This window comes from Achromobacter semiaridum (assembly GCF_053543755.1).
Genome location: NZ_JBLVOL010000059.1, coordinates 56,794 through 76,538, shown reverse-complemented (window position 1 = coordinate 76,538; position 19,745 = coordinate 56,794). Strand labels below are relative to the sequence as shown.

The following is a 19,745-nucleotide window of genomic DNA, read 5'->3' as shown; positions in this document are numbered from 1 at the left end:
CGGATCCTTACATGGGATGCAGCACGCGGTGCAGGAAGTCCTGCGTCCGGGGATGCTGCGGATGATTCAGCACTTCGCGGGCGGCGCCCTGCTCTACCATGACGCCGCCATCGAAAAACATGACACGGTCCGCGACCTCGCGGGCAAAGCTCATTTCATGCGTGACGACCACCATCGTCATGCCCGCTTCCGCCAGCTTGCGCATCACGCCCAACACATCGCCAACCAGCTCCGGGTCCAACGCCGAGGTGGGCTCATCGAACAGGATGGCCTTGGGCTGCATCGCCAATGCCCGGGCGATGGCCACTCGCTGCTGCTGCCCCCCGGACAATTGATTGGGATGCGCGTCCGCCTTGTCGGCCAGGCCCACGCTGGCCAGCAATTCGCGCCCGCGTTCGATCACCTGCGCACGCGGCTCCTTCTTGACGAAGATGGGCCCTTCGATCACGTTTTCCAGCGCGGTGCGATGCGGGAAAAGGTTGAAGCGTTGAAACACCATCGCCACCTGCGTGCGGATCGACACGATGGAAGCCGCGTCGGCATCGACCAGTTCACCGTCCACGGTGATGCGGCCGGCGTTATAGCGCTCAAGCCCGTTGATGCAACGCAGGATCGTGGACTTACCCGAACCGGACGGGCCGATCACGCACACCACTTCGCCCTTGCGGACTTCGGCATCGATGCCTTTCAACACCTCAAGCGAGCCAAAGCTCTTGCGCACTCCTTGAAGTTCGATCATTTGGTGGCGCTCCTTTTTTCCAGGTGACGCACCAGCAGAATCAACGGCACGCACATCACCAGGTACATCAGCGCCACCAACGAAAACACCGTGGCGTTCTTGAAGGTGGACACGGCAATCAGCTTGCCTTGCAGCGCAAGTTCGGCCACCGTGATCGTCGACGCCTGCGACGAATCTTTCAACATCATGATCATGATGTTGCCGTACGGCGGCAGCACGATCTTGACTGCCTGTGGCAAAACCACCCGCCGCATCGTCATGCTCCAGCTCATGCCCATCGCCATCGCTGCTTCGATCTGCCCCCGGTCGATGGCCTGGATACCGGCGCGGAAGTTCTCGGCCTGATACGCGGAATACGCCACGCCCAGACCGATGATGGCGGCCTGCACGGCGGTCAACGAAACCCCCATGTCCGGCATCACGAAATAGATGTAGAACAGCAGCACGATGATCGGTATACCGCGCAGCAGGTTGATCACCCCGCCGCTGACCTTGGAAAGGAATTTATTGCCCGAGACGCGCATCAGCGCCCACACCAGGCCCAGCACCGTGGACAGCGCCAGGGAACCGAGCGTGACCAGGATCGTCAGCTTGGCGCCTTGCAGCAATATCGGCAGGAACTCCGCCGCGTCGTTGAAGAATTCCGTCATGACCTCATCCACCCAGGCTCGACTGCCGGCAGGGACGCGGGATGCGCCCCGCCCGCCGACGCGCATGCACGCACGTCGGCTTGGCCGTTGCCAAAAACGTTGGTTGCCTGCAAGCAGCCGGCGTTATGCGCCGGACAGCCCCCACTTTTTCAGGATCGCGTCGATGGCCCCGTCGGCCTTGAGCTTGGCCAACGCTTTGTTGATGCGGTCCAACAGCGCGGTATCTTCCTTGCGGGTGGCCAGCCCCAGGCTGCCCATGACGGTAGGTTGATAGGCTTGCGCCATCTTCAGATTGGGATAGTTGCCTTGCGTCAGGATGTAGGCGGCGATCGGGTAGTCCATGAACCCGCCCTGGATGCGGCCGGCATTAGCGTCGCGCATCATGTCCGGCGGGTTGTCGTACAGCTTCACTTCCTTGAACACGCCACTTTTCTGGATGGGCTCGACAAAGGCCGTGCCCACCTGCACGCCCACGGTCATGCCCTTCATGTCCGCGAACGACTTGTATTCCTTGTTATCGGTCTTAAGCACCATCAGCCCTTCGCCATAGCGATAGACCGGCTCGGAAAAGCTCACCACCTGTTGGCGCTGCGGAGTGATGAACATTGCGGCCGACACGATGTCGATGCGCTTGGATGTCAGCGACCCGATCAATGCGGAAAACGCCATGGGTTCGATCTGAACCTCAAAGCCGGCCTCTTTGCCCACGGCCTTGACGATGTCGACCATCACGCCTTCGATGCTATTGGCTTTGATGTCCAGAAACGTAAATGGACTGCCTGTGGGCGTGGACCCCACCTTCAACACCGTTTGGGCTTGCGCGCCCGCGGCCATGGACAATGCTGCAAATACAGAGACAACAAGAGTCTTGAATTTCATGACATTTCCTCATCGCGGCAAAGAAGTCCGGGCAACGCCTTGGGTGTCCGGTGGCGCGACAATCCCCAGTGTCGTCGCGCGGATGTGGCTGCTGCGCGCTTATGGCGCCTGTTGCGTGTCGTCCCCCGCGGCTGGTGTGATGTTGGAAATGGCCCAGATAACCTCGGTCGTCTGCGAGCCGGGATTGCGCCAGCGCCGCGGCGTGCTGCTGGCATAACAAAAGCTGTCACCTTCATTGAGAAGAACCACGCGATCGCCCACCCACAATTCCAGCGACCCCTTCAGCACCACACCGATCTGCTCGCCCTGCCCCGTCACGAACAGCTCGTTGCCGGTGGAGCCGCCCGGCTCGATGCTGGCGCGGCAAAGGTCCATGCTGCGGCACGCCGGCGGCGTGTACATCTCTTTGCTAATGCCTTTTTCACTAAGGTCGATGAAGCGATGCGTGCCGGCGCGCGCCACGCGCCCCCCATCTTCGCCCTGCGTCGGCTCGGCATTGCGCAGCAGCGAATTGACCGAGACATGAAATTCACGAGCCAGCAGGTGCAGCACCTTGACGGAAGCGGAGCTCAGGCCCCGTTCGATCTGGCTCAACAAGCCCAAGGACATGCCGCAGGCACGCGCCACTTCCGCCAGCGAACGGCCCTGTTCTTTACGCAGCTGCCGCAGTTGCTGGCCCAGCCATAAATCCACGGCCGACTCCGGCCGATCGGGCGGCAGAGTCTTCGACGCGGGCGACGCCGCGGAACGGTTCTCAAGGGCGGTCCGCGTCGAACGCAACCCGCCGGGCTTGGATCTGCTCATGTGAAAATTTCACGATGGTGTAATTTTCAATACTAAGGAGCGCGCGGAGGGCTCACAACCTAGGAACATCCCTAGCGGTTGCGGACGGATGCAGCAAGCGGAAAGCGGAAGGGGGAAGTCGGCACCAAGACGCCGGCACGCGGAAGCGAAATGCTCAGGGTGCGTCGGGCGCTTTGGTTTTTTTGGGGGGAGATGCGGCGGGCCGGCGCCGGCGCTTGGGCGCATCGGCTGCGGGGTCGTACGTGCCGGCCAGCTCGGCCAGGTAGCGCTCGTCCGCCTTGTTCAGCCACCCCTTGGCACGCGCGGATTCGATCAGTTCCGGGCGGCGCGAGGCCGTCAATGCCAGCGAACGCTCGCGCCGCCAGCGGGCGATATTCGCATGATGGCCGCTTAGCAGCGGTGCGGGCACGGATTCGCCCTCGTAGACTTCCGGGCGCGTGTAGTGGGGGCTGTCCAGCAGACCGGACAAGGTATCGTTGAACGAGTCCTGCAATGCGGAATCGCCATCGTTCAGTACACCGGGCAACAACCGCACGGCGGCGTCGATAACGGCAAGCGCGGCGATTTCACCACCGGACAGGACAAAGTCGCCCAGCGAGATCTCGTGGGTAACGCAACGTTCAATGAAGCGCTGGTCAACGCCTTCGTAGCGTCCGCAAATCAAGATGATGCCGTCGCTGGCGGCCAGGGTTTCGGCGCCCGCCTGATCGTAGCGTTGGCCGACTGGGGCCAACAGCGCCACGGGGGCACGGCCCAGGCCTTGCGCGGCGCGCGCATCCTGGGCGGCGTTGACGGCAGCTTCCAGGGGCGCTGCCATCATCACCATCCCGGGGCCGCCGCCGTAGGGGCGGTCGTCCACCGTGCGATGGACGTCATGCGTGAAATCGCGAGGATTCCACGCATACAGGGACCACCGGCCTTGGGCATGCGCCCGACCGGTGACACCTAGATCGCGCACCACCCCGAACATTTCGGGAAAGAGCGTAATGACGTCGAATCGCATCAAAGATCCGCCGGCCAGTCGCTGTCAATGCGGCGAGCAGCCAGGTCGACGGCGTGGATGTGCGCGCGTACGAACGGAACAAGCATTTCGGCGGGTCGGCCCTTGGCGTTCAGAATAGGTTCGGGCCCTTCGGCTCCAACCTTCTGGCACAAGACCTTCAAAACGGCATGAGCGCCGTTATCAAGGACTTCGTCCACCACGCCAATCAGCGTGGGTTCACCGTCGGCGCTGGTATACAGCGCGCAGCCGATGAGGTCGACCCAGTAGTATTCGTCTTCTTTGGGCGCGGGAAAAGAACCGCGCGGCGCCTGCACGGAATATCCGCGCAAGGCTTCGGCCTGATCGCGGTCCGCAATACCCGCCAGCTGGGCCACCACCGTGGCGCCCTGCGAACGGGATTGCAATACCTTGATTGCGACAGGCGCAGACGCGACAGCGCCCCGCGCCAATTCAGGCACAGGGCGAGTCAACCACCATTGAGATGCTGAGAGCAGCACTTCGGCATTGGCCGAATGAGGCTGCACCTTAACCCAGCCTTTCACACCGTAGGCTGCAGTGATGCGGCCCAGCTCGATCAAATCCGTAGGCGCCGCGTTAGAGGTTGCGGCATCAGACATGTATCGTGCTCTTGGTAATTATGAAACAGCTAAGAATGGTAGCTTTACAGCTGAACTAACGGTTCGGTTGTACGACGCAGGCAATTAAGCTGCGGCGGAAACCTTAGCCGAGTAGTCCTTGACCAGACGCTCGACGGCGGGCGACAGTTGGGCGCCATTGCCGGTCCAGTACTGCACGCGATCCAGCGCAATGCGCAGGTTTTCCGTGCCTTCGCTAGCTACGGGGTTGTAGAAACCCACGCGCTCGATGAAGCGGCCGTCGCGACGGTTACGCGAATCGGTGGCCACCAGGTTGTAAAACGGACGCTTCTTGGACCCACCGCGGGCCAGGCGAATCACCACCATAGGTAATCCCTTGAATTAGTTGTGAAAAACGGGAAATTCTAGCACTTAAACAAGCCAGCTGGCAAATGCAGGTGCTGAATCAGTCAGGGCGGCGCAATTTGTGTCGTAAAACACCGCAGGCGGGTATTCTACAAAACGGGCCGGAGCCCGCCGCAGGCCAAAGTGTAGCCGCCTGGCCGCGCTTTCGCCCGCATTTCCTGCGATTCACCCTTAGTGCGTTTGAAGAAATAACCGGTTGGAGAGATCGGATTTATGTCGTCCTACGCCAGACCTCCCGTTTGCCTGCCTTTGGCTGTGCCGTTTCGGCGCGGCATTTCCCGTGTTTTGCAATCTTCATTCTGACGACGGATCTACTCCTTCCGGCATCGTTATGCCTGTTCGTTCGTGTTTTTTCCCCAACACTTCCTCTCTCGGAGGGTGCCACACCATGAAGAACCCGACATCCGTCTTCAAACCCATCGCGCGCCTGGCCTTGACGGGCCTGTTGCTAAGCACGCTGGCGATGCCCATGGCGGCTTCCGCCCGCATCGTCGGCGCGGCGATGACCACCGCTACAGGCAAAGTCACCGCCGTGGACCCGGCCACGCGCGCCATCACTTTGCAAGGCGACAACGGCAATACGGTCGAGGTCGTGGCCGGCCCGGAAGTCCGCAATTTCAAGCAGATCAAACCGGGCGACATGCTGACCTTGGACTACTACGAATCCGTGGGGGTGGATGTGCGCCCCGCGGGTTCAGGCGCCCCAGAAGTCAGGACCGAAACGGCGGCAACGCGCAGTGCCCCCGGCGCCATGCCGGGCGGGGCGATGGGCCGCCAGACCACCATCACCGCCGAGATCTGGCACATCAACAAAAGCGCCAACCTGGTCACGCTGAAAGGCCCGCAGGGCGGCAAGCGCACGATCCAGGTCAAGGACCCTGCCTTGCAAGCGCGCCTGCAACAACTCAAGGAAGGCGATCTCGTGGATTTCACGATTACCCAGGCCGTTGCCGCGGCCATCCACAAGTAAGCACCCCGGCAAGCGCATCGGCCGGAACAAAAAAAGGCCCGCTTGGTATCAAGCGGGCCTTTTTTCGGCTGCGTATCGAGTGCGTGCCCGCACGGCTGGCCGGGTGGGCAACAGCGCAGGCTAGCGACGACGCAGATAATGCACGCCGCGCCCATCGGCCTCTTCCTGGGCGACCAGGGTATTGCCGGTTTGACGGGCGAACGCTTGAAAATCGCGGACTGCATTACGGTCGGTCGTGACAACGCGCAAGACCTCGCCGCTTGCCATCTGCGCCAACGCTTTCTTGGCGCGCAGGATGGGCAGCGGGCACGTCAGGCCGCTGGCATCGATTTCGTGCTCGAAAGCCGGCGCTTGCGCGCCGACGCCGGTTTCCGCGCTGCTCATCAGAGACGCTCGTCCACCCACTTCTGCACGCCGGCGATGGCAGCCGGCAAGGCCGCCAGGTCCGTGCCGCCGCCCATGGCCATGTCCGGACGACCGCCGCCCTTGCCGCCCACCTGGCTGGCAACGAAGCCAACCAGGTCGCCCGCCTTGATGCGGTCGGTCAGGTCGGCCGTGACGCCGCCCACCACGCTGATCTTGCCATCGGCCGAGCCGGTGGCCAGCAGCACGACTGCCGGCTTCAGGCGGTCTTTCAGGTTGTCGACCATGCCACGCAGGGCCTTCGGGTCCACGTCGCCGATGCTGGCGGCCAGGACCTTGATGCCCTTCACGTCGACGGCGGCGCTGGTCGCCAGGTCGTTGCCGGCGCTGGCGGCCAGCTTGTTGCGGGACTGCTCCAGGTCTTTCTCAAGCGCCTTGATCTGATCCTGCACCTGCGCAATACGCGCCGGCACGTCGGCGGGCGTGCTGCGCAGCATGCCGGCGATCTGGGTCAGCAAGGCGTTCTGGTTCTGCACCCAGGCCAGCGCGTTGTCGCCGGTAATGGCTTCGATACGGCGCACACCCGCCGCCACGCCACCTTCGGACACGATCTTGAACAGGCCGATGTCGCCGGTGCGGCTGACGTGCGTGCCACCGCAAAGCTCACGCGAGAAACCGATGTCCAGCACGCGCACCGTATCGCCGTATTTCTCGCCGAACAGCGCCATGGCGCCGCCCTTGACGGCGTCGTCGTAGGCCATGACCTGCGCAACGGTGGGATGGTTGGCCAACACTTCAGCATTGACGATGGCTTCGACGCGCGCGATCTGCTCGGCGGTCATCGGCGCATCTTGTGCGAAGTCGAAGCGCGTCTTGTCGGCATCGACCAACGAACCACGCTGCTGCACGTGCTCACCCAGCACCTGGCGCAAGGCCTTGTGCATCAGGTGGGTGGCCGAGTGGTTGCGCACGGTACGCGCGCGGCGCACGGCGTCCACGCGCGCAAGCAGCGTCGTGCCTACCGACAACGACCCCGCTTCCAGCACACCGTGGTGGCCGAACACGCCATTTTGAATCTTCAGGGTGTCGGCGACGGCGAATCGTACGCCGTCGGCTTCCAGCAAGCCGGTATCGCCGACCTGGCCGCCGGATTCGGCGTAGAACGGCGTGGCGTCCAGCACCACGACGGCGTTCTGGCCGGCCTGCACCTGCTGTACCTGCGTGCCGTCCACGTACAGGGCCGTGACCTTGACGTTGTCGAGCTCCAGCTTTTCGTAGCCTTCGAAGCGCGTTTCGGCGCCTTCATAGCTCAGGCCTTCGGCCATCTTGAACTTGCCGGCGGCCCGTGCCTGATCCCGCTGGCGCTCCATCGAGACTTCAAAACCCGCCATATCGACTTCGACTTCGCGTTCGCGGCAGATGTCAGCGGTAAGGTCGACGGGAAAGCCGTAGGTGTCGTACAGGGTGAACAGCGTCGTGCCGTCCAGCACGCCACCCTTGGGCACATTGGCCAGGGCAGTGTCCAGGATGCGCATGCCGTGTTCCAGTGTTTCGCCGAAACGCTCTTCTTCCTGCTTGAGCACCTGCGCAACGCGGTCGGCCATGTTGGCCAATTCCGGATAGGCTTCGCCCATTTCGGCGACCAGATCGGGCACCAGGCGATGGAAGAACGGCTTGGTCTGGCCCAGCTTGTAGCCGTGGCGCAAGGCGCGGCGCACGATGCGGCGCAGCACGTAGCCCCGACCTTCGTTGCTGGGGATCACGCCGTCAACGATCAGGAACGAGCAGGCACGGATGTGGTCCGCGATGACCTTGAGGGAATTGTTTTCCAGGTCCTGCACGCCCGTTTCGCGCGCAGCGGCGTGGATCAGCTTTTGGAACAGGTCGATTTCATAGTTGGAATGCACACCTTGCAGAACGGCGGCGATGCGCTCCAGCCCCATGCCGGTATCGACACAGGGGCGCGGCAGACGCGGCATGTTGCCTTCGGCGTCGCGCTCGAACTGCATGAAGACCAAGTTCCAGATCTCGATGTAGCGGTCGCCGTCTTCTTCGGGCGATCCGGGAGGACCGCCCCAGACGTCGGGGCCGTGGTCGAAGAAGATCTCCGAGCAAGGGCCGCAAGGGCCGGTGTCGGCCATCTGCCAGAAGTTGTCCGACGCGTAACGTGCGCCCTTGTTGTCGCCGATGCGCACGATGCGCTCGGGCGGCACGCCCACTTCATTGGCCCAGATGTCGTAGGCCTCGTCGTCTTCCTGATAGACGGTGACCCAGAGCTTTTCGGCCGGCAGCTTGTAGACCTGCGTCAGCAGTTCCCAGGCGTACTGGATGGCGTCGCGCTTGAAGTAGTCGCCAAAGCTGAAGTTACCCAGCATTTCGAAGAACGTATGGTGCCGGGCGGTGTAGCCCACGTTCTCCAGATCGTTGTGCTTGCCGCCCGCGCGCACGCTGCGCTGCGAAGACGTGGCGCGCGTATACGACCGCGATTCCTTGCCCGTGAACACGTCCTTGAACTGGACCATGCCCGAATTGGTGAAAAGCAGGGTCGGATCGTTGCCGGGAACGAGCGAGGACGACGGGACAATGGTGTGCCCCTTCGACTTGAAGAATTGCAGAAACTGGCGGCGAATCTCGGAGGATTTCATCGTGGATGACGCAGATTTAGGCGAATCTTTGATTATAGAGGCTTAGCGCGAAAGCGCGGAAAAGGCCGGCCTGGCCGTCCTATCTGACACACACATAGCCCGTCGTCCACCCTTCCGTTTCTGTCCACTTTCCGCCCGCGGACACAATGACCCCGGCAAAGCCCGGGGGACAGGAACACTGCCCTGTCACGGGATTGGCCGTCGACACGCCGGTGTAATGCCGGCATCCGCGCGGGTGATTGAGGCTGTAAGCGCCGCCAAAGCCGCTTGCTGCACGCTGCCAAACTCCGGACTGGCAGGTCAACAGTTCACTTTCATGCGATGACGCCACGGTGCCGACCCCGACGTTGCAGGCGTGGCCGGCCGTGGCGCGGGCGCCCACGGAAAGATACCCGCCGGCGACGATCGAGGATGCCGCCGTGAGCGAGCCAGCCAGGCTGGGGTCCCGCGCATCGCCGATCTTGATGTACGGCGACAGGTCCGGCATGACGGGCTGGGCGCCTGCCTCGGTTTGGCCGCCGATACCCGCCCAAAGTGCCACGGTGCCGGCCGCATACGGCGGCGCGTTGACGGCCAAGGGGTTGGAAAAGCTGAAGGCCGGCCCCCTTACCCGCCCGGGCGCCTCGGGCCAGACGGCGCCCGCATACCCTTGTGCGGCATCGATGATCGCCGAGATGCCGATCAAGTCCGGCGCATACGTTCCTTTTTTCAGCACGGGCGAGTCGCTATAGACCAGGGCGTCAAGCCGGCAACGCGGGCCGGGGCACGCATCGTGTCTGAGGATATGGATGCGCGCGCCGAATCCCAACGCGGCGCGCGTCGGGAAATCAGCGGGCAAATATGCCTGCGTGCGCAGTTCCGCCACGGTGGGGGAAAACGGGTCCGCGAACGACGGGGCTCCGCCCTCGCCCACCAATGGGCCGCCGTTGGCCAAGGCGTCGAAATGGCGCTCAAGCGTCTGCGCCATCGCCTGCCTGACCTGCATTAGCCACACGCCCGTTGAGCGGGCCGCCGCATCTTCGATCCGCTGGACGAGCTGGTTTGACGCCCAGATCGCAATCATGGAGGTCAACGCCAAGGCCAGCGCCAGCCCCACCAACGAGAACCCGCCTTGGCGTAGCCCTGCGCCCCGCGACCCGCGCGCACTCGAGGCAAAGGCCGGCCGCGTCATCTGGCGGTGAAGGTGAAGGTGTTGACTTCACCCTGGCTGCATTGCGCCTGCGCCAAGGCGGCGCGATACGGCACGTTGGGAACGGCCAACGCGTCTTTCACGACTTTTGCGCCCGTGCCGCCGCCTATGGAAATTGCTTCCGAAACCCGTTGCAACACCGAGGCCAGCGCTGGACACGCGGCGTGGCTGACGTTGGTCAAAGTGACGACGAATGCCGGGCCCAGCCCGCCTCCACCGGACGCGGCGGCGGCCACCTCGACCACGCCGTTGCGACCCGTTCCGCTGCCGCCCAGACCGTGCGCCACCCGCGCCGACGCGCCGCTGCCCACAACTGCCAGCACGCTGGAGTCGCGCAGCGCATTCGCCAGCGCGCCGGTATCCAGGCCTTCGTACGGCGTCACCCCGCCGCCCTGGGCGTTGATTTTCATGCTGGCAATGAAACGCTGAATTTCTTCCCCGACCTTGGGCACCTTGTTTTCGATGACGTAGGCGCCTATCGCCGGAATCCCGACAATGGCGATCAGCAAAACGATGGCGGTCACGATGGACACCTCCATCAAGGAAAAGCCCCGCTGCCGCGTTATGCGGCATCGACGCCGGTTTTTACTGTTCATGGTTATTCGCTGCATCGCTGCCTCCGTGGATGAATGAAATGTGCGCGAGGGGTCGCTGCCTACAGTCCTGCCCCGCGCTACTGACTTGCATAAAAATTTGTAAGGGCGCGCCGCAACTCGTCAATGACCCCGTAGTGCCAAAGCGTGATGCCCAATACCGTTGCCAGCGAGGCGACAAGCAGCGACCAACGCAATGCGGTGGCCTGCCTGCGCACGCGCGCCAACAGGCGTGATTCGACGCGCTGGCGTACTCGCGCCAAGCCCGCTTCTAGCCCCAAAGCGTCCATCATGTCGGCCATGTACCACCACGTTTCCTGGTCCAGCATGCCGGTGGCGAAGATGTCCGGCCCGCTATCGCCGGCGTCAATGTGGTCCAGCATGGCTTGCAGATGCATGTGCAGCCAAGGCGGCGCGCCGCCTGCCTGCACCGACAACGCCCGGCGAAGCCGGGTGTCGGCGGACCCGCGTTGCCGGATCAGCACCGACAACAGGCACAGAAAGCGAATCGCCTGAAAGTCGCGATACAGGCGCCATAGCAGCCATCTGTCCAAAGCGGCTCTGGCGCTGCCCGTCAGGTTCGGCAAGGACCAGAGGCTTAGCAACGCGATGCCCAGGCTCAACACGAGCCATAGCAACAGCCACTGATCCAGCGCCCCCGCCAGCCCGAACAGGTTGCGCGTCAAGCGGCCGTAGTCTTCCGGCGGCACCAGTTGGAAGACGGATTGCAGGCGTGGCACGGTGAAGTACGGAATGGCGCATAGCAACGCAAAGGCGACCGTGGCCGCCACCACCCCGGCGGCAGCGGCCGAGGCTACCGCCAGCCACGCCTGCCCCGCCAAGCGCACGGCCCCGGCCAGATCGCGCAACGCGGCGGCAAGATCACCGCCCTCTTCCTGCACACAGCTGACAAGACGACACTCGTCCAGCGGCAGGGTGCCCGACCACGCAACACCAAGGTCGCCGCCTTCTTCCTGATAGGACGTTGCCCAATGCCTGGACAGGCGGCCACGCACTGTCCGCGAGCCGTAGCGGCGCGCGTCGTCATCGAAGATGTCGCGCAGGCTCTTGCGCCCCTGCGTGCCCTCGATAAGATCCGCCAGATACGCGTAGTAGTCCGCGCGATGGGCCCGGAACCGCAGCGCGTCAAACCACGGCAAAACGCCATGCCCTGTGATACGCGGCCACCGGCGAGCAAGTGCTTGCGATCTGTTCATGCGGCGCCTCGCGAGGTTTGAAGCACGGCCGCCGCCGACTCCTCCAGCGGGACATCGAAACGCCGCAACAGGGCGCGCGGGTCTACCTCGCCGGTGCTGACCTTAAGCAAGGCACAGTGCAGCGCGCGTGCGCCGCGCGTTGCGGATTCCCGCCAGTCGCGCCAGTCGCGCCATGCAGGATTTGCCCCCGGGCCTGACTGGAAGCCCGCCTCGCGCACCAGCTTGTCCAGCCCCGCGTTATCGCGGACGCGCACGCGGTCCAGAAATCCGTCCAGGCGCTCGGGTTCGATCATTTCGGCCGCCACACAGCGGCCCGACGTGCCGTTCAGCTGCGGCAACTGGGCGCGTCGGCACGCCGGACATCCTTCCGCGTTCCTGACCCGTAGCTGGCCGGCGTCCAGCTGATAGGTGCTCTGAAGTGCATGCACCCAGGTCCGCCAACCCGCCGCGTCGTACGACGCGTACGCGCCTTCGACACCCCCCACGACATCGGCGGCCCGCCAGAGACTGTCGACCGGCAACGCACACGCCAGGCACAAGCGCGGCAGCAGCGTCTGATAGACCAATAGTTTCAAAATGCCTGGCGTGGCGAGGAAATCCCGCGATACCCCGATGGCATCCGAGGCAAGGCGTTCGGGAATCATGGCGGCCGCGCCCGCATGGGTCGTGGCGTAAAGGCTGATGCCCGAACTGGCAAGGTCCATGAACGCGCGACCCGTATTGACGTCACGGATTTCACCGATCAGCAGGTCGTTCATGGCCGAGCGCTTGATGGTCTTCAACTTGGCATCGAACGACGCCCAGGCAGATTCCGCCAGCGCGCCACCCAATGTGTTTTGCAGCGCATTGGCGATGATGTATTCGACCGGATCTTCCAAGGTAATGACCTTGCGAGCGGGATCGATACCGCGCATCAAAGTCGCGATGGTCGTGGACTTGCCCGACCCGACCACGCCAGCCAGAACGATGGCGCCGCCTTCCCGGTCTCGGGCGCGCAGCAAGGTGGCGATTTGCCCGGGCGGGTAACCCAAGGTCTGGAGGTTGCCGTCGGCCGTGGCGTCCAGACGCAGGATGCGCAAGCACACCGACGGCCCGGCATCCGCGGCCAAAGAGGCCCACCGCAACACGATCGGAACACCATCGACCACAAAGGCCAGCCGCCCTTGCTGTTCAAGCGCCGGGTCGAAGACGGCGCCGTTGCCGCCGCGCACATCCATCCAGGCCACCGCCAGCACCTCCAGCAAGGTGTCGTTCGACAACCCCGCGAACCGGTCCGTGGACACGTAGTCGCCATTGATCGTGTAGCGAACGTCGCAGGACTCGTGCCGGCGATTCACGTTGATGTGCACGTCGCTGGCGCCTTGCAAGACGCCCCAGCGAACAATGTCCAGAAACAGCGCGGCCAAGGCGGACGCGCGATCCGGCTGCGGACCGGCGCCCGAACCGCTGACACCAGACGCCGTCAACTGGCCCCGCGCAATCATCAGGAGCAGTGGCGCGGGCAACTGGTAACGCCGGGGCACGGCCAAGCGATAGCCGGCCGCCGCCACCATGCGCTGCAACTCGTCGATGGCGTCGCCGTGGACATATTCCTTGACGGCAAAGATGGCCGCCTCGCCGCTGTCCAGCAACACAGGGCACAGCCTGCCCGCCAACGAGGCCAGGTCGAATTCGCGGACCAGCGCGCGCGCAAACGCGGGGGTCATCCGGGCGATGTCGTCGACGGTAGCCAACGTGGGAGGCGGCTGCGGCGGGGTTGGCACAAGGCGCAGGTTCATGGCGTGGCTGTCCCGATATCGACGCAGGCGGTGTGGTCAAGATCGTCGCGGCGCAAATGCACGCAAGCGCCTTCGACGGCCAGCAGCCGATAGGCGCGCCCGAAGTAGGCTCCCGCGACGGGTGCGTGGTGGCCGGCCCGATAGCGCAACAGCGCGCCATTGATGACCACGTCAACGTTCAGCCTACGGGTGGATCCATAAATGGCCGCCACACGGATGGCGTCTACCTGGCGCGCGGTGGGCTCGTCGGGCTGCGCTATCGCGGGGCCGGACGGACAGATGCCCGGCACACGGCAATCGGCCAGCGCGGCAGCCGCGTCGGCACGCAGCAAGGTCTGCACGGTTTCAACCTCCGGCCAGGGCCGGGCGTCTTCAAGCGATAGCGGCGTTGCGCGCGAGGCGGCGCCGACGCATAGCGCCACAAGCGCGATGGCGACCCGGCCCGTTCTAATCCTGCTCATAGAGCTCTCCTTGCAGTTCGGCAACCAGCGTGCTGGCCACCAAGGTGGGCTTGGCTTGTGCCTGGACATCAACCACAAGCCGAGACCAACGCGCGGCGCCAAGCGCGGGGGTAAGCGCGGCGGGTACAAGACCGATCGATCTCAAAGGGCCTTGCAGGCGCAGCGCCCGCCGCCGCACTACCGGCTGGGGCTGCGACGCGGAGGGCTGCGCGCCGCCGACAGATGCGTTCGATAACGACAGCACCACCGCCGACGCCAGCGACACTGATGCGAATGCAGGCTGCAAACGCTGCAATGCAGCCACCAGCTTGGTGTCGACATGCAAGCCGCTAGGCAGTGCCAGGGCTGACAACGGAACCGGTTCGGATGCCACGCGCCACGCTAACGTGGCTTCATCCAAGGGCTTGAAAGACACCTGCCAGCCCGCGGGCAACCGCGCGTACAAGCGTTGATTCGTCGCGAAACGGTGCGCGCGCGCATAGACCGCCGCGCAACGCCAAACGCCTTCGCCGGCATCGCATTGCGCGCGGCGCAACGCCCAGCCCTGCACCTGGACGGGCAACATTCCAACACTGCGCAGCAGCCGCGCGACGTCGTTGGGGCCATGCGCGGTCAGGCCGCCCAACATAGTCTGATATGCAGTTTTCGGATCTGGTGGCGCGGAGTCCTGAGCAGGCACCGCCACCCAATTGGAAAGAACATAAGGGACAACAGAACGCCATACCGGCGGCGCAAGGGCCGACATGGCGACGCACAGCAGGAACAGACGCAGCGCGAACGGCACGCCTGCCCAGCGCGATGGCAAAGGCGCCAGGCGGGCACCCGGATCCACCGCGCTGATCAGGCTGGGCCAGACGGACTCTGGATCGTGCGCCAGCAAGCCAGGGCGTTGTTCTTGCAACCGCGCCTGCGCCTGCAACGCGTCATCGTGAGACACAAACACACGATCCGCCTGGGAAATCACCACACCTTCCTGAGCAGCGACCAGCCAGTACCGCCCCTCAGGAAGCGCGATAACGCAGTGTCCACCGGACGGAAACCGCAGCGCGTAAAGCTGCGCGGCGGCCAGGACGGGCGGCCTTGCAGGACGGCGGGCCGCGCGATCGGACAGGAAATTCCCGAGGCGATTGCGCCACCAATGGCCGACCCTTGCGCGCCGCTGGCCGCGCAGGCGCCCGTACCCCGCCATGGTTGCGGGCGATCCGCCTACGACGACGTGCGTGGCGCGCAACCGGCGCCCGCGGGCGCGCGCAAGGGTCTGCGTGTCGGAGCCGATCAATACCAGCCATCTCAGGCCGAACGCCAGGCGATGGCCGGCGCCGGGGCAATCAAGCAACAACGGGTCCGGAGCTCTTTTCATGGCGGTTCAGTACCCCTCTTCCACTTGGGCGGTGACGAGCATCAGCGTTGTCTCGCGCGCCTGTTCCGCGCTGTCGTGCCCGCCGGTGATCAGCGGTAGCCCAGGCGCCAAACGCTGGCCCGCATGCTGGTCTGTACTGCGGTCGAAGCCCGACAAGATCACGGGTTGACCCGGCCGCAGCTCTATTTGCTGAACCGTGCCATTGCCATCAATCGTGATCTGCTGCACCTGGACTTGATTGCCGCGCTCGCCAAAGGTGATGGTCTTCAGCGGTTGCGCCACTGCGTTGTCATACGCCACGGACAGCAGGATCTGGCCGTCATGCTGGATGTCCGGAACCAGGGTCAGGAACGAGCCCACGGTTTCTTCTTTTTGGGTGATGGACACCGCCGGCAACGTGCCATTGGCGCCACCCGCCGTGGTGCCCGGCACCGCGGTGCTTTGCACGCGGTCGATGTAGGAAAACGTGGTGCGGATGGCATGAGTGACCGGGCGCCGGTTAAGCGTCAAAACGGGAACCTTGTTGTGCCGCACGATCGCGCCCATCGTGCTCAGCGCCGACACCAGCGCTTGCGACCCTTGCCAGGCACCCCGCCCGGCCGAAACATCCAGCGTGCTTGCTCCCGCAGCGGCGGCGACGGGCATGGCGTAGCGCGCGGAGGCGCCCGCCGCCGCGTACAGCGCATTCCAGTCCAGGCCTCCCGAGGCGGATTGCTTGACGATGACGGTGATTTCTTCAAAAACCAGCCGCACGCGACGCGTCATGGCCTTGTTTTCACGGTCGAGAAAAGACGCGATGCGCTCCAACGCGTCGGGGGTGTCGGTAACGACAATGGACGCGGCGCCGTCCACGGCGTCGGCGACCAGACCTGACCTGGTCAGGAACGGCACGATGCTGGCACGCAGCACCGCCAGCGCGTTATGTTCCCGCGCCGCCAACGTGGTGCTGGACGTGCTTTCGAAGCCTTCGCCATCGGCGTTGCCCGACCGGCCCAGGCGCACGTCGACCGCGCTTGCCAGCGACAGCGCGCGCACATCGAAAACGCGCGTCTCGGTACGGTAGAACTCCAGGGCATTGCGCACGTATCGCCAATGCACCGAAAAGCGCGCGGCCAACGCGTCCAGCAAGTCGGCGAGCGGCAAGGGTCCGTCCCGGACTTCCATGCGATACGGCGCGGGCACGGACAGGCCGCCTGTTATCGCGAGGCGCGGCAAAAATTGTTCCAGCGGCAGCAATGCTTCGGGTTGCACCCGCACCGGGATGCCGGTGGCCGCGCCAAGGCGCTGCGCCAATCCGAAGAGATCGGCGTCGTCGGCAAGCATCAACGTGGTTGGCACGTTCTCGCGCAAGGCGGGCGGCAGCGACACGTCGCGCGCCAAGGGTTGCGGCGTGCCGGCCACCCACGGCGCCGCCACGTCCTGCGCGGCGATGCGGGCCTGGCGGTCGGACAAGCCCTGAGCGAATGCCCGATGATGGCTGGAGACCACGTCAAGCCGTTCGTTCGCCGCCCGGTTCAAGCGCGCCACCTGCTCCGTTGCCGCACAGCCGGCCAACGCGCAGCACGCAGCCACCGCAAACCAATGAAGCCGGTTCATGTCCCACCCCCTTGTGCAGGCGTGGCCCGCGAACACGATTGGGCCAGCGGCACCACGCGCAGGACCTGATTGCCGTAGAAGCAAGGCTGCAAGGGCTTGTCGGCCAGCTCGGTCGCGCTTAGCAATTCGCGGACAGCGGATTTGAAATCGCCGGCAAAATCGGCCGAGGCGGACAGAGGAATGTCGACGTCGACGGCCCAGTGTTGCGGGCGAAAGGTCCAGCCGGAATCATCGGCCCAACGCGCCAGCACGGCGCGCAGCGTAGTGTCCGGGGGTGCGGCCCGATACCTGCTGACCGCACCGGCCAACTTTGGACTTGGATCGGCGGTGGCGGATATGCCCGACGTTGATGCGGCCGTCCCGCTCACATGGTCCACGGCGGCGCCGTGGCCAAGCACGGCGCCCTCGCCCCCCTTCTTGCCCGCCACCCCGTCCGCCGCAGCCGACGCGTGCTCAGCCGCATCGCGGATGCCCAGCGGCCCTGCACCCGCAAGCTGCCCCACGCCCGCAAGTGGGACGGCGACGGCGGCTTCTGCCGACAGCGAAACCGGTGCGCCAGGCGCGGCCGCAACATCGGCTTCGCGTTCTGCGAGTGCCATCAGCCGTCCGCCGCGAAAACGCAGCGCGTCCCACGCCCCCGCCACCACCGCATAGGGTTCGCGCCGGGTATAGGGCAACGCATGTTCGACATGTGCGCGCACACCAAAGATGGCAGGCAAGGGCTGCCCCGGCGCGAATTGCAGCCAGACGTCCTTGCCGTCATCAAAAACCTGCATGGGTGCGACCGAGGGGGCGCCCGACAAGCGCCAATCAAAACGAAAAGCGCGCGCGGCAGACCCGGCGGCCTGCCAACCCATGCCGGCACCGTCGTTGGCGGGCCAGCCAGTGCAAGCCCCCAGACAGGACACGCCTGCCACCAGGAAAATGATTCGAACCATGCCTCACCGCAAGCTCAAGGCGCACCGGAATCGGTACGCATGAACGGCATGGTGGACGAGGGCAAAGCGGGCCGCCAGACTGGCATGTACGCATGGATGAATTGATCCACCCAGCCGGCCAGGCGTGCCGAAGACGAAAAAAAACCCGGCCTGATAGACCGGGTTCTTGCGGTGGCGGCAGGCAGCTTCAGCGCTGCCCGGGCCAAGCTCGGAGCTTAACGCTGCGCGGCAATGCTGCGCGCCTGCGAGGCCGCATTGTTCAATGCCGACACGGGCGGAACCTTGCCTTCGAAGGCGTCGTTCAGTTGCTGGTTCAGAACGGGTTCGATGCGCGCGTAGTTGGCCATGCGGAAGCCACGGCTGTTGCTGGCCGGACGGTTGCTCATCGCCGCGATCACGGCCTGTGCGCCCGGGATGCTTTTGTAGAACGACACGTCAGACGCGCGGAACGCGGCCTCGGTCAGGGGCAGGAAGCCCGTGCGCTGATGCCATTCGGCGGCCACGACCGGCTTGGACAACCAAGCCAGGAACTGTGCCGTTGCCTTTTCTTCGGATTGCGGACGGCCTTCCAGCGCCCACAAGGCCGAGCCGCTGACAAACGGTTGGCCGGCGGCCTTGGTGGCTTGGTCGTAGTACGGCACCGGCGCCACGCCGAACGACAGCGCCTTGGTGTTCAGGAATGTGCCGAACGCGCCGGAATTGGCGGTCAGCACCGCGCATTCGCCCTTGGCGAACAGCTTGTCGGCCGACGCGTCACCGGTGTGCGCCATGAACAGCAACGAACGCTTCCAGCTGACCATCAGGGAGATGTGGCGCATGTAAAGCGTGTCGAACTGCATCGCGGGCGCGGCGCTTTTCTTGGTGACCGCATCCAGGCCGTTGTTGTTGCTGGTGAATTGCTGGCCGTTGATAGGGGCCAGGTTCTCCAGGTGCACGGTGACCTGATCGCTGGACGCGTACGGACAATCGATGTCGGCCACGTCGCGCAGCTTCAGCAGTTCGGCTTGCAGGCCGTTCCAGGTGCGCGCGGGATTGTTGGGATCCAGGCCGGCCTTCTTGTAGGCGGCGGTGTTGTAGAACATCACCGGCACTTCGGCCATCCATGGGAAGGCCAGCAGGCGGCCCTTGCTGTCGCGCGTGAAGCTGCTGGTGGCCGGCACGAACCAGTTCAGGTCCTTGATCGGGTACTTGGCCAGCAGTTCGTACATCGGCATGATGGCTTTGTGCTGCGCCACGACTTCCGGCGAATGGTTGTCCGTCAGCTGTACCAGGTTGGGCGCCTTCTTGGCCTTGGCGGCCGATGCAGCTTCCTGTTCCAGCGCCTCTTGCGAGGCGAAACCACGCAGCTTGACGCTGACCTGGTCCTGCTCTTTGTTGTACTGCTTGGCCAGTTTTTCGAACTCGGCCTTGTTGGCGTCCGACAGTGTGTGCCAGACCTGGATTTCCACGGGCGCGGCGTTAGCCACCCCCGCCAGCGCCATCGCGGCGCCGAAGACCCATGCACGCCGGCTGGCGAACATCGCGCGGGCAACGCCCGCCAATTGCAGATTCTTCATAGG

At 64.5% G+C, this 19,745-nt stretch carries 19 protein-coding genes; 1 reads left to right on the top strand and 18 read right to left on the bottom strand.

Annotated features, from left to right (window positions below):
* Nucleotides 1-7 precede the first annotated feature (7 nt).
* The 7 genes from ACNPP0_RS16980 to rpsP form a co-directional block, all read right to left on the bottom strand.
* The gene (locus ACNPP0_RS16980; protein ID WP_332613378.1) at nt 8-739 is read right to left on the bottom strand and encodes an amino acid ABC transporter ATP-binding protein; all 732 of its coding nucleotides are present in this window, start codon (nt 737-739) and stop codon (nt 8-10) included.
* Complete coding sequence (locus ACNPP0_RS16975; RefSeq protein WP_332613379.1) at nt 736-1,389, bottom strand: amino acid ABC transporter permease; 654 nt, start codon at nt 1,387-1,389, stop codon at nt 736-738. The genes ACNPP0_RS16980 and ACNPP0_RS16975 overlap by 4 nt, the downstream gene beginning before the upstream one ends.
* Nucleotides 1,390-1,512: 123 nt before the next feature.
* Nucleotides 1,513-2,268, bottom strand: a complete 756-nt coding sequence (locus ACNPP0_RS16970) for an ABC transporter substrate-binding protein (RefSeq protein ID WP_448706527.1) — start codon at nt 2,266-2,268, stop codon at nt 1,513-1,515.
* Nucleotides 2,269-2,367: 99 nt separating this feature from the next.
* Entirely contained in the window at nt 2,368-3,072 is a 705-nt protein-coding gene (locus ACNPP0_RS16965; RefSeq protein WP_332613381.1) for a helix-turn-helix domain-containing protein, read from the bottom strand.
* Between the two features lie 154 nt (nt 3,073-3,226).
* The gene (gene trmD / locus ACNPP0_RS16960; RefSeq protein ID WP_448706526.1) at nt 3,227-4,075 is read right to left on the bottom strand and encodes a tRNA (guanosine(37)-N1)-methyltransferase TrmD; all 849 of its coding nucleotides are present in this window, start codon (nt 4,073-4,075) and stop codon (nt 3,227-3,229) included.
* Nucleotides 4,075-4,692 (bottom strand): ribosome maturation factor RimM, encoded by a 618-nt coding sequence (gene rimM / locus ACNPP0_RS16955; RefSeq protein ID WP_046803694.1) that lies wholly within the window; start codon nt 4,690-4,692, stop codon nt 4,075-4,077. The genes trmD and rimM overlap by 1 nt, the downstream gene beginning before the upstream one ends.
* A gap of 84 nt (nt 4,693-4,776) precedes the next feature.
* Complete coding sequence (gene rpsP / locus ACNPP0_RS16950; protein ID WP_006218566.1) at nt 4,777-5,037, bottom strand: 30S ribosomal protein S16; 261 nt, start codon at nt 5,035-5,037, stop codon at nt 4,777-4,779.
* A gap of 427 nt (nt 5,038-5,464) precedes the next feature.
* Between rpsP and ACNPP0_RS16945 the strand changes: the two genes are divergently transcribed.
* Nucleotides 5,465-6,046: a hypothetical protein gene (locus ACNPP0_RS16945; RefSeq protein ID WP_448706525.1), complete on the top strand. Its 582-nt coding sequence runs from the start codon at nt 5,465-5,467 to the stop codon at nt 6,044-6,046.
* A 120-nt stretch (nt 6,047-6,166) separates the two neighbouring features.
* Here ACNPP0_RS16945 and ACNPP0_RS16940 read toward each other — a convergent pair whose 3' ends face one another.
* The 11 genes from ACNPP0_RS16940 to ACNPP0_RS16890 form a co-directional block, all read right to left on the bottom strand.
* Nucleotides 6,167-6,430 (bottom strand): sulfurtransferase TusA family protein, encoded by a 264-nt coding sequence (locus tag ACNPP0_RS16940; RefSeq protein ID WP_332613384.1) that lies wholly within the window; start codon nt 6,428-6,430, stop codon nt 6,167-6,169.
* Complete coding sequence (gene alaS, locus ACNPP0_RS16935; RefSeq protein WP_448706524.1) at nt 6,430-9,054, bottom strand: alanine--tRNA ligase; 2,625 nt, start codon at nt 9,052-9,054, stop codon at nt 6,430-6,432. The genes ACNPP0_RS16940 and alaS overlap by 1 nt, the downstream gene beginning before the upstream one ends.
* Nucleotides 9,055-9,133: 79 nt before the next feature.
* On the bottom strand, nt 9,134-10,117 hold the full coding sequence (locus ACNPP0_RS16930) for a prepilin (protein WP_448706523.1): 984 nt from the start codon (nt 10,115-10,117) through the stop codon (nt 9,134-9,136).
* 104 nt (nt 10,118-10,221) lie between these two features.
* Nucleotides 10,222-10,839 carry a type 4 pilus major pilin gene (locus ACNPP0_RS16925; RefSeq protein ID WP_448706522.1) on the bottom strand — a complete coding sequence of 206 codons (618 nt, stop codon included), beginning with the start codon at nt 10,837-10,839 and terminating at the stop codon, nt 10,222-10,224.
* Nucleotides 10,840-10,916: 77 nt separating this feature from the next.
* Nucleotides 10,917-12,053 carry a hypothetical protein gene (locus tag ACNPP0_RS16920; protein WP_448706521.1) on the bottom strand — a complete coding sequence of 379 codons (1,137 nt, stop codon included), beginning with the start codon at nt 12,051-12,053 and terminating at the stop codon, nt 10,917-10,919.
* A complete protein-coding gene (locus ACNPP0_RS16915; RefSeq protein ID WP_448706520.1) occupies nt 12,050-13,831 on the bottom strand; it encodes an ATPase, T2SS/T4P/T4SS family in 1,782 nt (593 codons plus the stop codon). Before ACNPP0_RS16915 ends, ACNPP0_RS16920 begins: the two co-directional genes overlap by 4 nt.
* On the bottom strand, nt 13,828-14,292 hold the full coding sequence (locus ACNPP0_RS16910; RefSeq protein ID WP_448706519.1) for a hypothetical protein: 465 nt from the start codon (nt 14,290-14,292) through the stop codon (nt 13,828-13,830). Before ACNPP0_RS16910 ends, ACNPP0_RS16915 begins: the two co-directional genes overlap by 4 nt.
* On the bottom strand, nt 14,279-15,076 hold the full coding sequence (locus ACNPP0_RS16905) for a hypothetical protein (RefSeq protein ID WP_448706518.1): 798 nt from the start codon (nt 15,074-15,076) through the stop codon (nt 14,279-14,281). The genes ACNPP0_RS16910 and ACNPP0_RS16905 overlap by 14 nt, the downstream gene beginning before the upstream one ends.
* A gap of 582 nt (nt 15,077-15,658) precedes the next feature.
* Complete coding sequence (locus ACNPP0_RS16900) at nt 15,659-17,248, bottom strand: type II secretion system protein GspD (protein ID WP_448706517.1); 1,590 nt, start codon at nt 17,246-17,248, stop codon at nt 15,659-15,661.
* Entirely contained in the window at nt 17,245-18,186 is a 942-nt protein-coding gene (locus ACNPP0_RS16895; RefSeq protein ID WP_448706516.1) for a TrbG/VirB9 family P-type conjugative transfer protein, read from the bottom strand. The genes ACNPP0_RS16900 and ACNPP0_RS16895 overlap by 4 nt, the downstream gene beginning before the upstream one ends.
* A gap of 215 nt (nt 18,187-18,401) precedes the next feature.
* Nucleotides 18,402-19,742, bottom strand: coding sequence for an extracellular solute-binding protein (locus ACNPP0_RS16890; RefSeq protein WP_448706515.1), 1,341 nt, complete (start codon nt 19,740-19,742; stop codon nt 18,402-18,404).
* Between the last annotated feature and the right edge of the window lie 3 nt (nt 19,743-19,745).

Excerpts from the sequence above, each read along its gene's own strand:
- ACNPP0_RS16915 (WP_448706520.1), bottom strand. The coding sequence starts at position 13,831 with ATGAACCTGCGCCTTGTGCCAACCCCGCCGCAGCCGCCTCCCACGTTG.
- ACNPP0_RS16890 (WP_448706515.1), bottom strand. The coding sequence starts at position 19,742 with ATGAAGAATCTGCAATTGGCGGGCGTTGCCCGCGCGATGTTCGCCAGC.
- ACNPP0_RS16945 (WP_448706525.1), top strand. The coding sequence starts at position 5,465 with ATGAAGAACCCGACATCCGTCTTCAAACCCATCGCGCGCCTGGCCTTG.
- ACNPP0_RS16895 (WP_448706516.1), bottom strand. The coding sequence starts at position 18,186 with ATGGTTCGAATCATTTTCCTGGTGGCAGGCGTGTCCTGTCTGGGGGCT.
- ACNPP0_RS16940 (WP_332613384.1), bottom strand. The coding sequence starts at position 6,430 with ATGAGCAGCGCGGAAACCGGCGTCGGCGCGCAAGCGCCGGCTTTCGAG.
- ACNPP0_RS16980 (WP_332613378.1), bottom strand. The coding sequence starts at position 739 with ATGATCGAACTTCAAGGAGTGCGCAAGAGCTTTGGCTCGCTTGAGGTG.
- ACNPP0_RS16965 (WP_332613381.1), bottom strand. The coding sequence starts at position 3,072 with ATGAGCAGATCCAAGCCCGGCGGGTTGCGTTCGACGCGGACCGCCCTT.
- ACNPP0_RS16970 (WP_448706527.1), bottom strand. The coding sequence starts at position 2,268 with ATGAAATTCAAGACTCTTGTTGTCTCTGTATTTGCAGCATTGTCCATG.
- ACNPP0_RS16920 (WP_448706521.1), bottom strand. The coding sequence starts at position 12,053 with ATGAACAGATCGCAAGCACTTGCTCGCCGGTGGCCGCGTATCACAGGG.
- rpsP (WP_006218566.1), bottom strand. The coding sequence starts at position 5,037 with ATGGTGGTGATTCGCCTGGCCCGCGGTGGGTCCAAGAAGCGTCCGTTT.
- ACNPP0_RS16925 (WP_448706522.1), bottom strand. The coding sequence starts at position 10,839 with ATGAACAGTAAAAACCGGCGTCGATGCCGCATAACGCGGCAGCGGGGC.
- rimM (WP_046803694.1), bottom strand. The coding sequence starts at position 4,692 with ATGTCTGATGCCGCAACCTCTAACGCGGCGCCTACGGATTTGATCGAG.
- ACNPP0_RS16975 (WP_332613379.1), bottom strand. The coding sequence starts at position 1,389 with ATGACGGAATTCTTCAACGACGCGGCGGAGTTCCTGCCGATATTGCTG.
- ACNPP0_RS16930 (WP_448706523.1), bottom strand. The coding sequence starts at position 10,117 with ATGATTGCGATCTGGGCGTCAAACCAGCTCGTCCAGCGGATCGAAGAT.
- alaS (WP_448706524.1), bottom strand. The coding sequence starts at position 9,054 with ATGAAATCCTCCGAGATTCGCCGCCAGTTTCTGCAATTCTTCAAGTCG.
- ACNPP0_RS16900 (WP_448706517.1), bottom strand. The coding sequence starts at position 17,248 with ATGAACCGGCTTCATTGGTTTGCGGTGGCTGCGTGCTGCGCGTTGGCC.
- ACNPP0_RS16910 (WP_448706519.1), bottom strand. The coding sequence starts at position 14,292 with ATGAGCAGGATTAGAACGGGCCGGGTCGCCATCGCGCTTGTGGCGCTA.
- trmD (WP_448706526.1), bottom strand. The coding sequence starts at position 4,075 with ATGCGATTCGACGTCATTACGCTCTTTCCCGAAATGTTCGGGGTGGTG.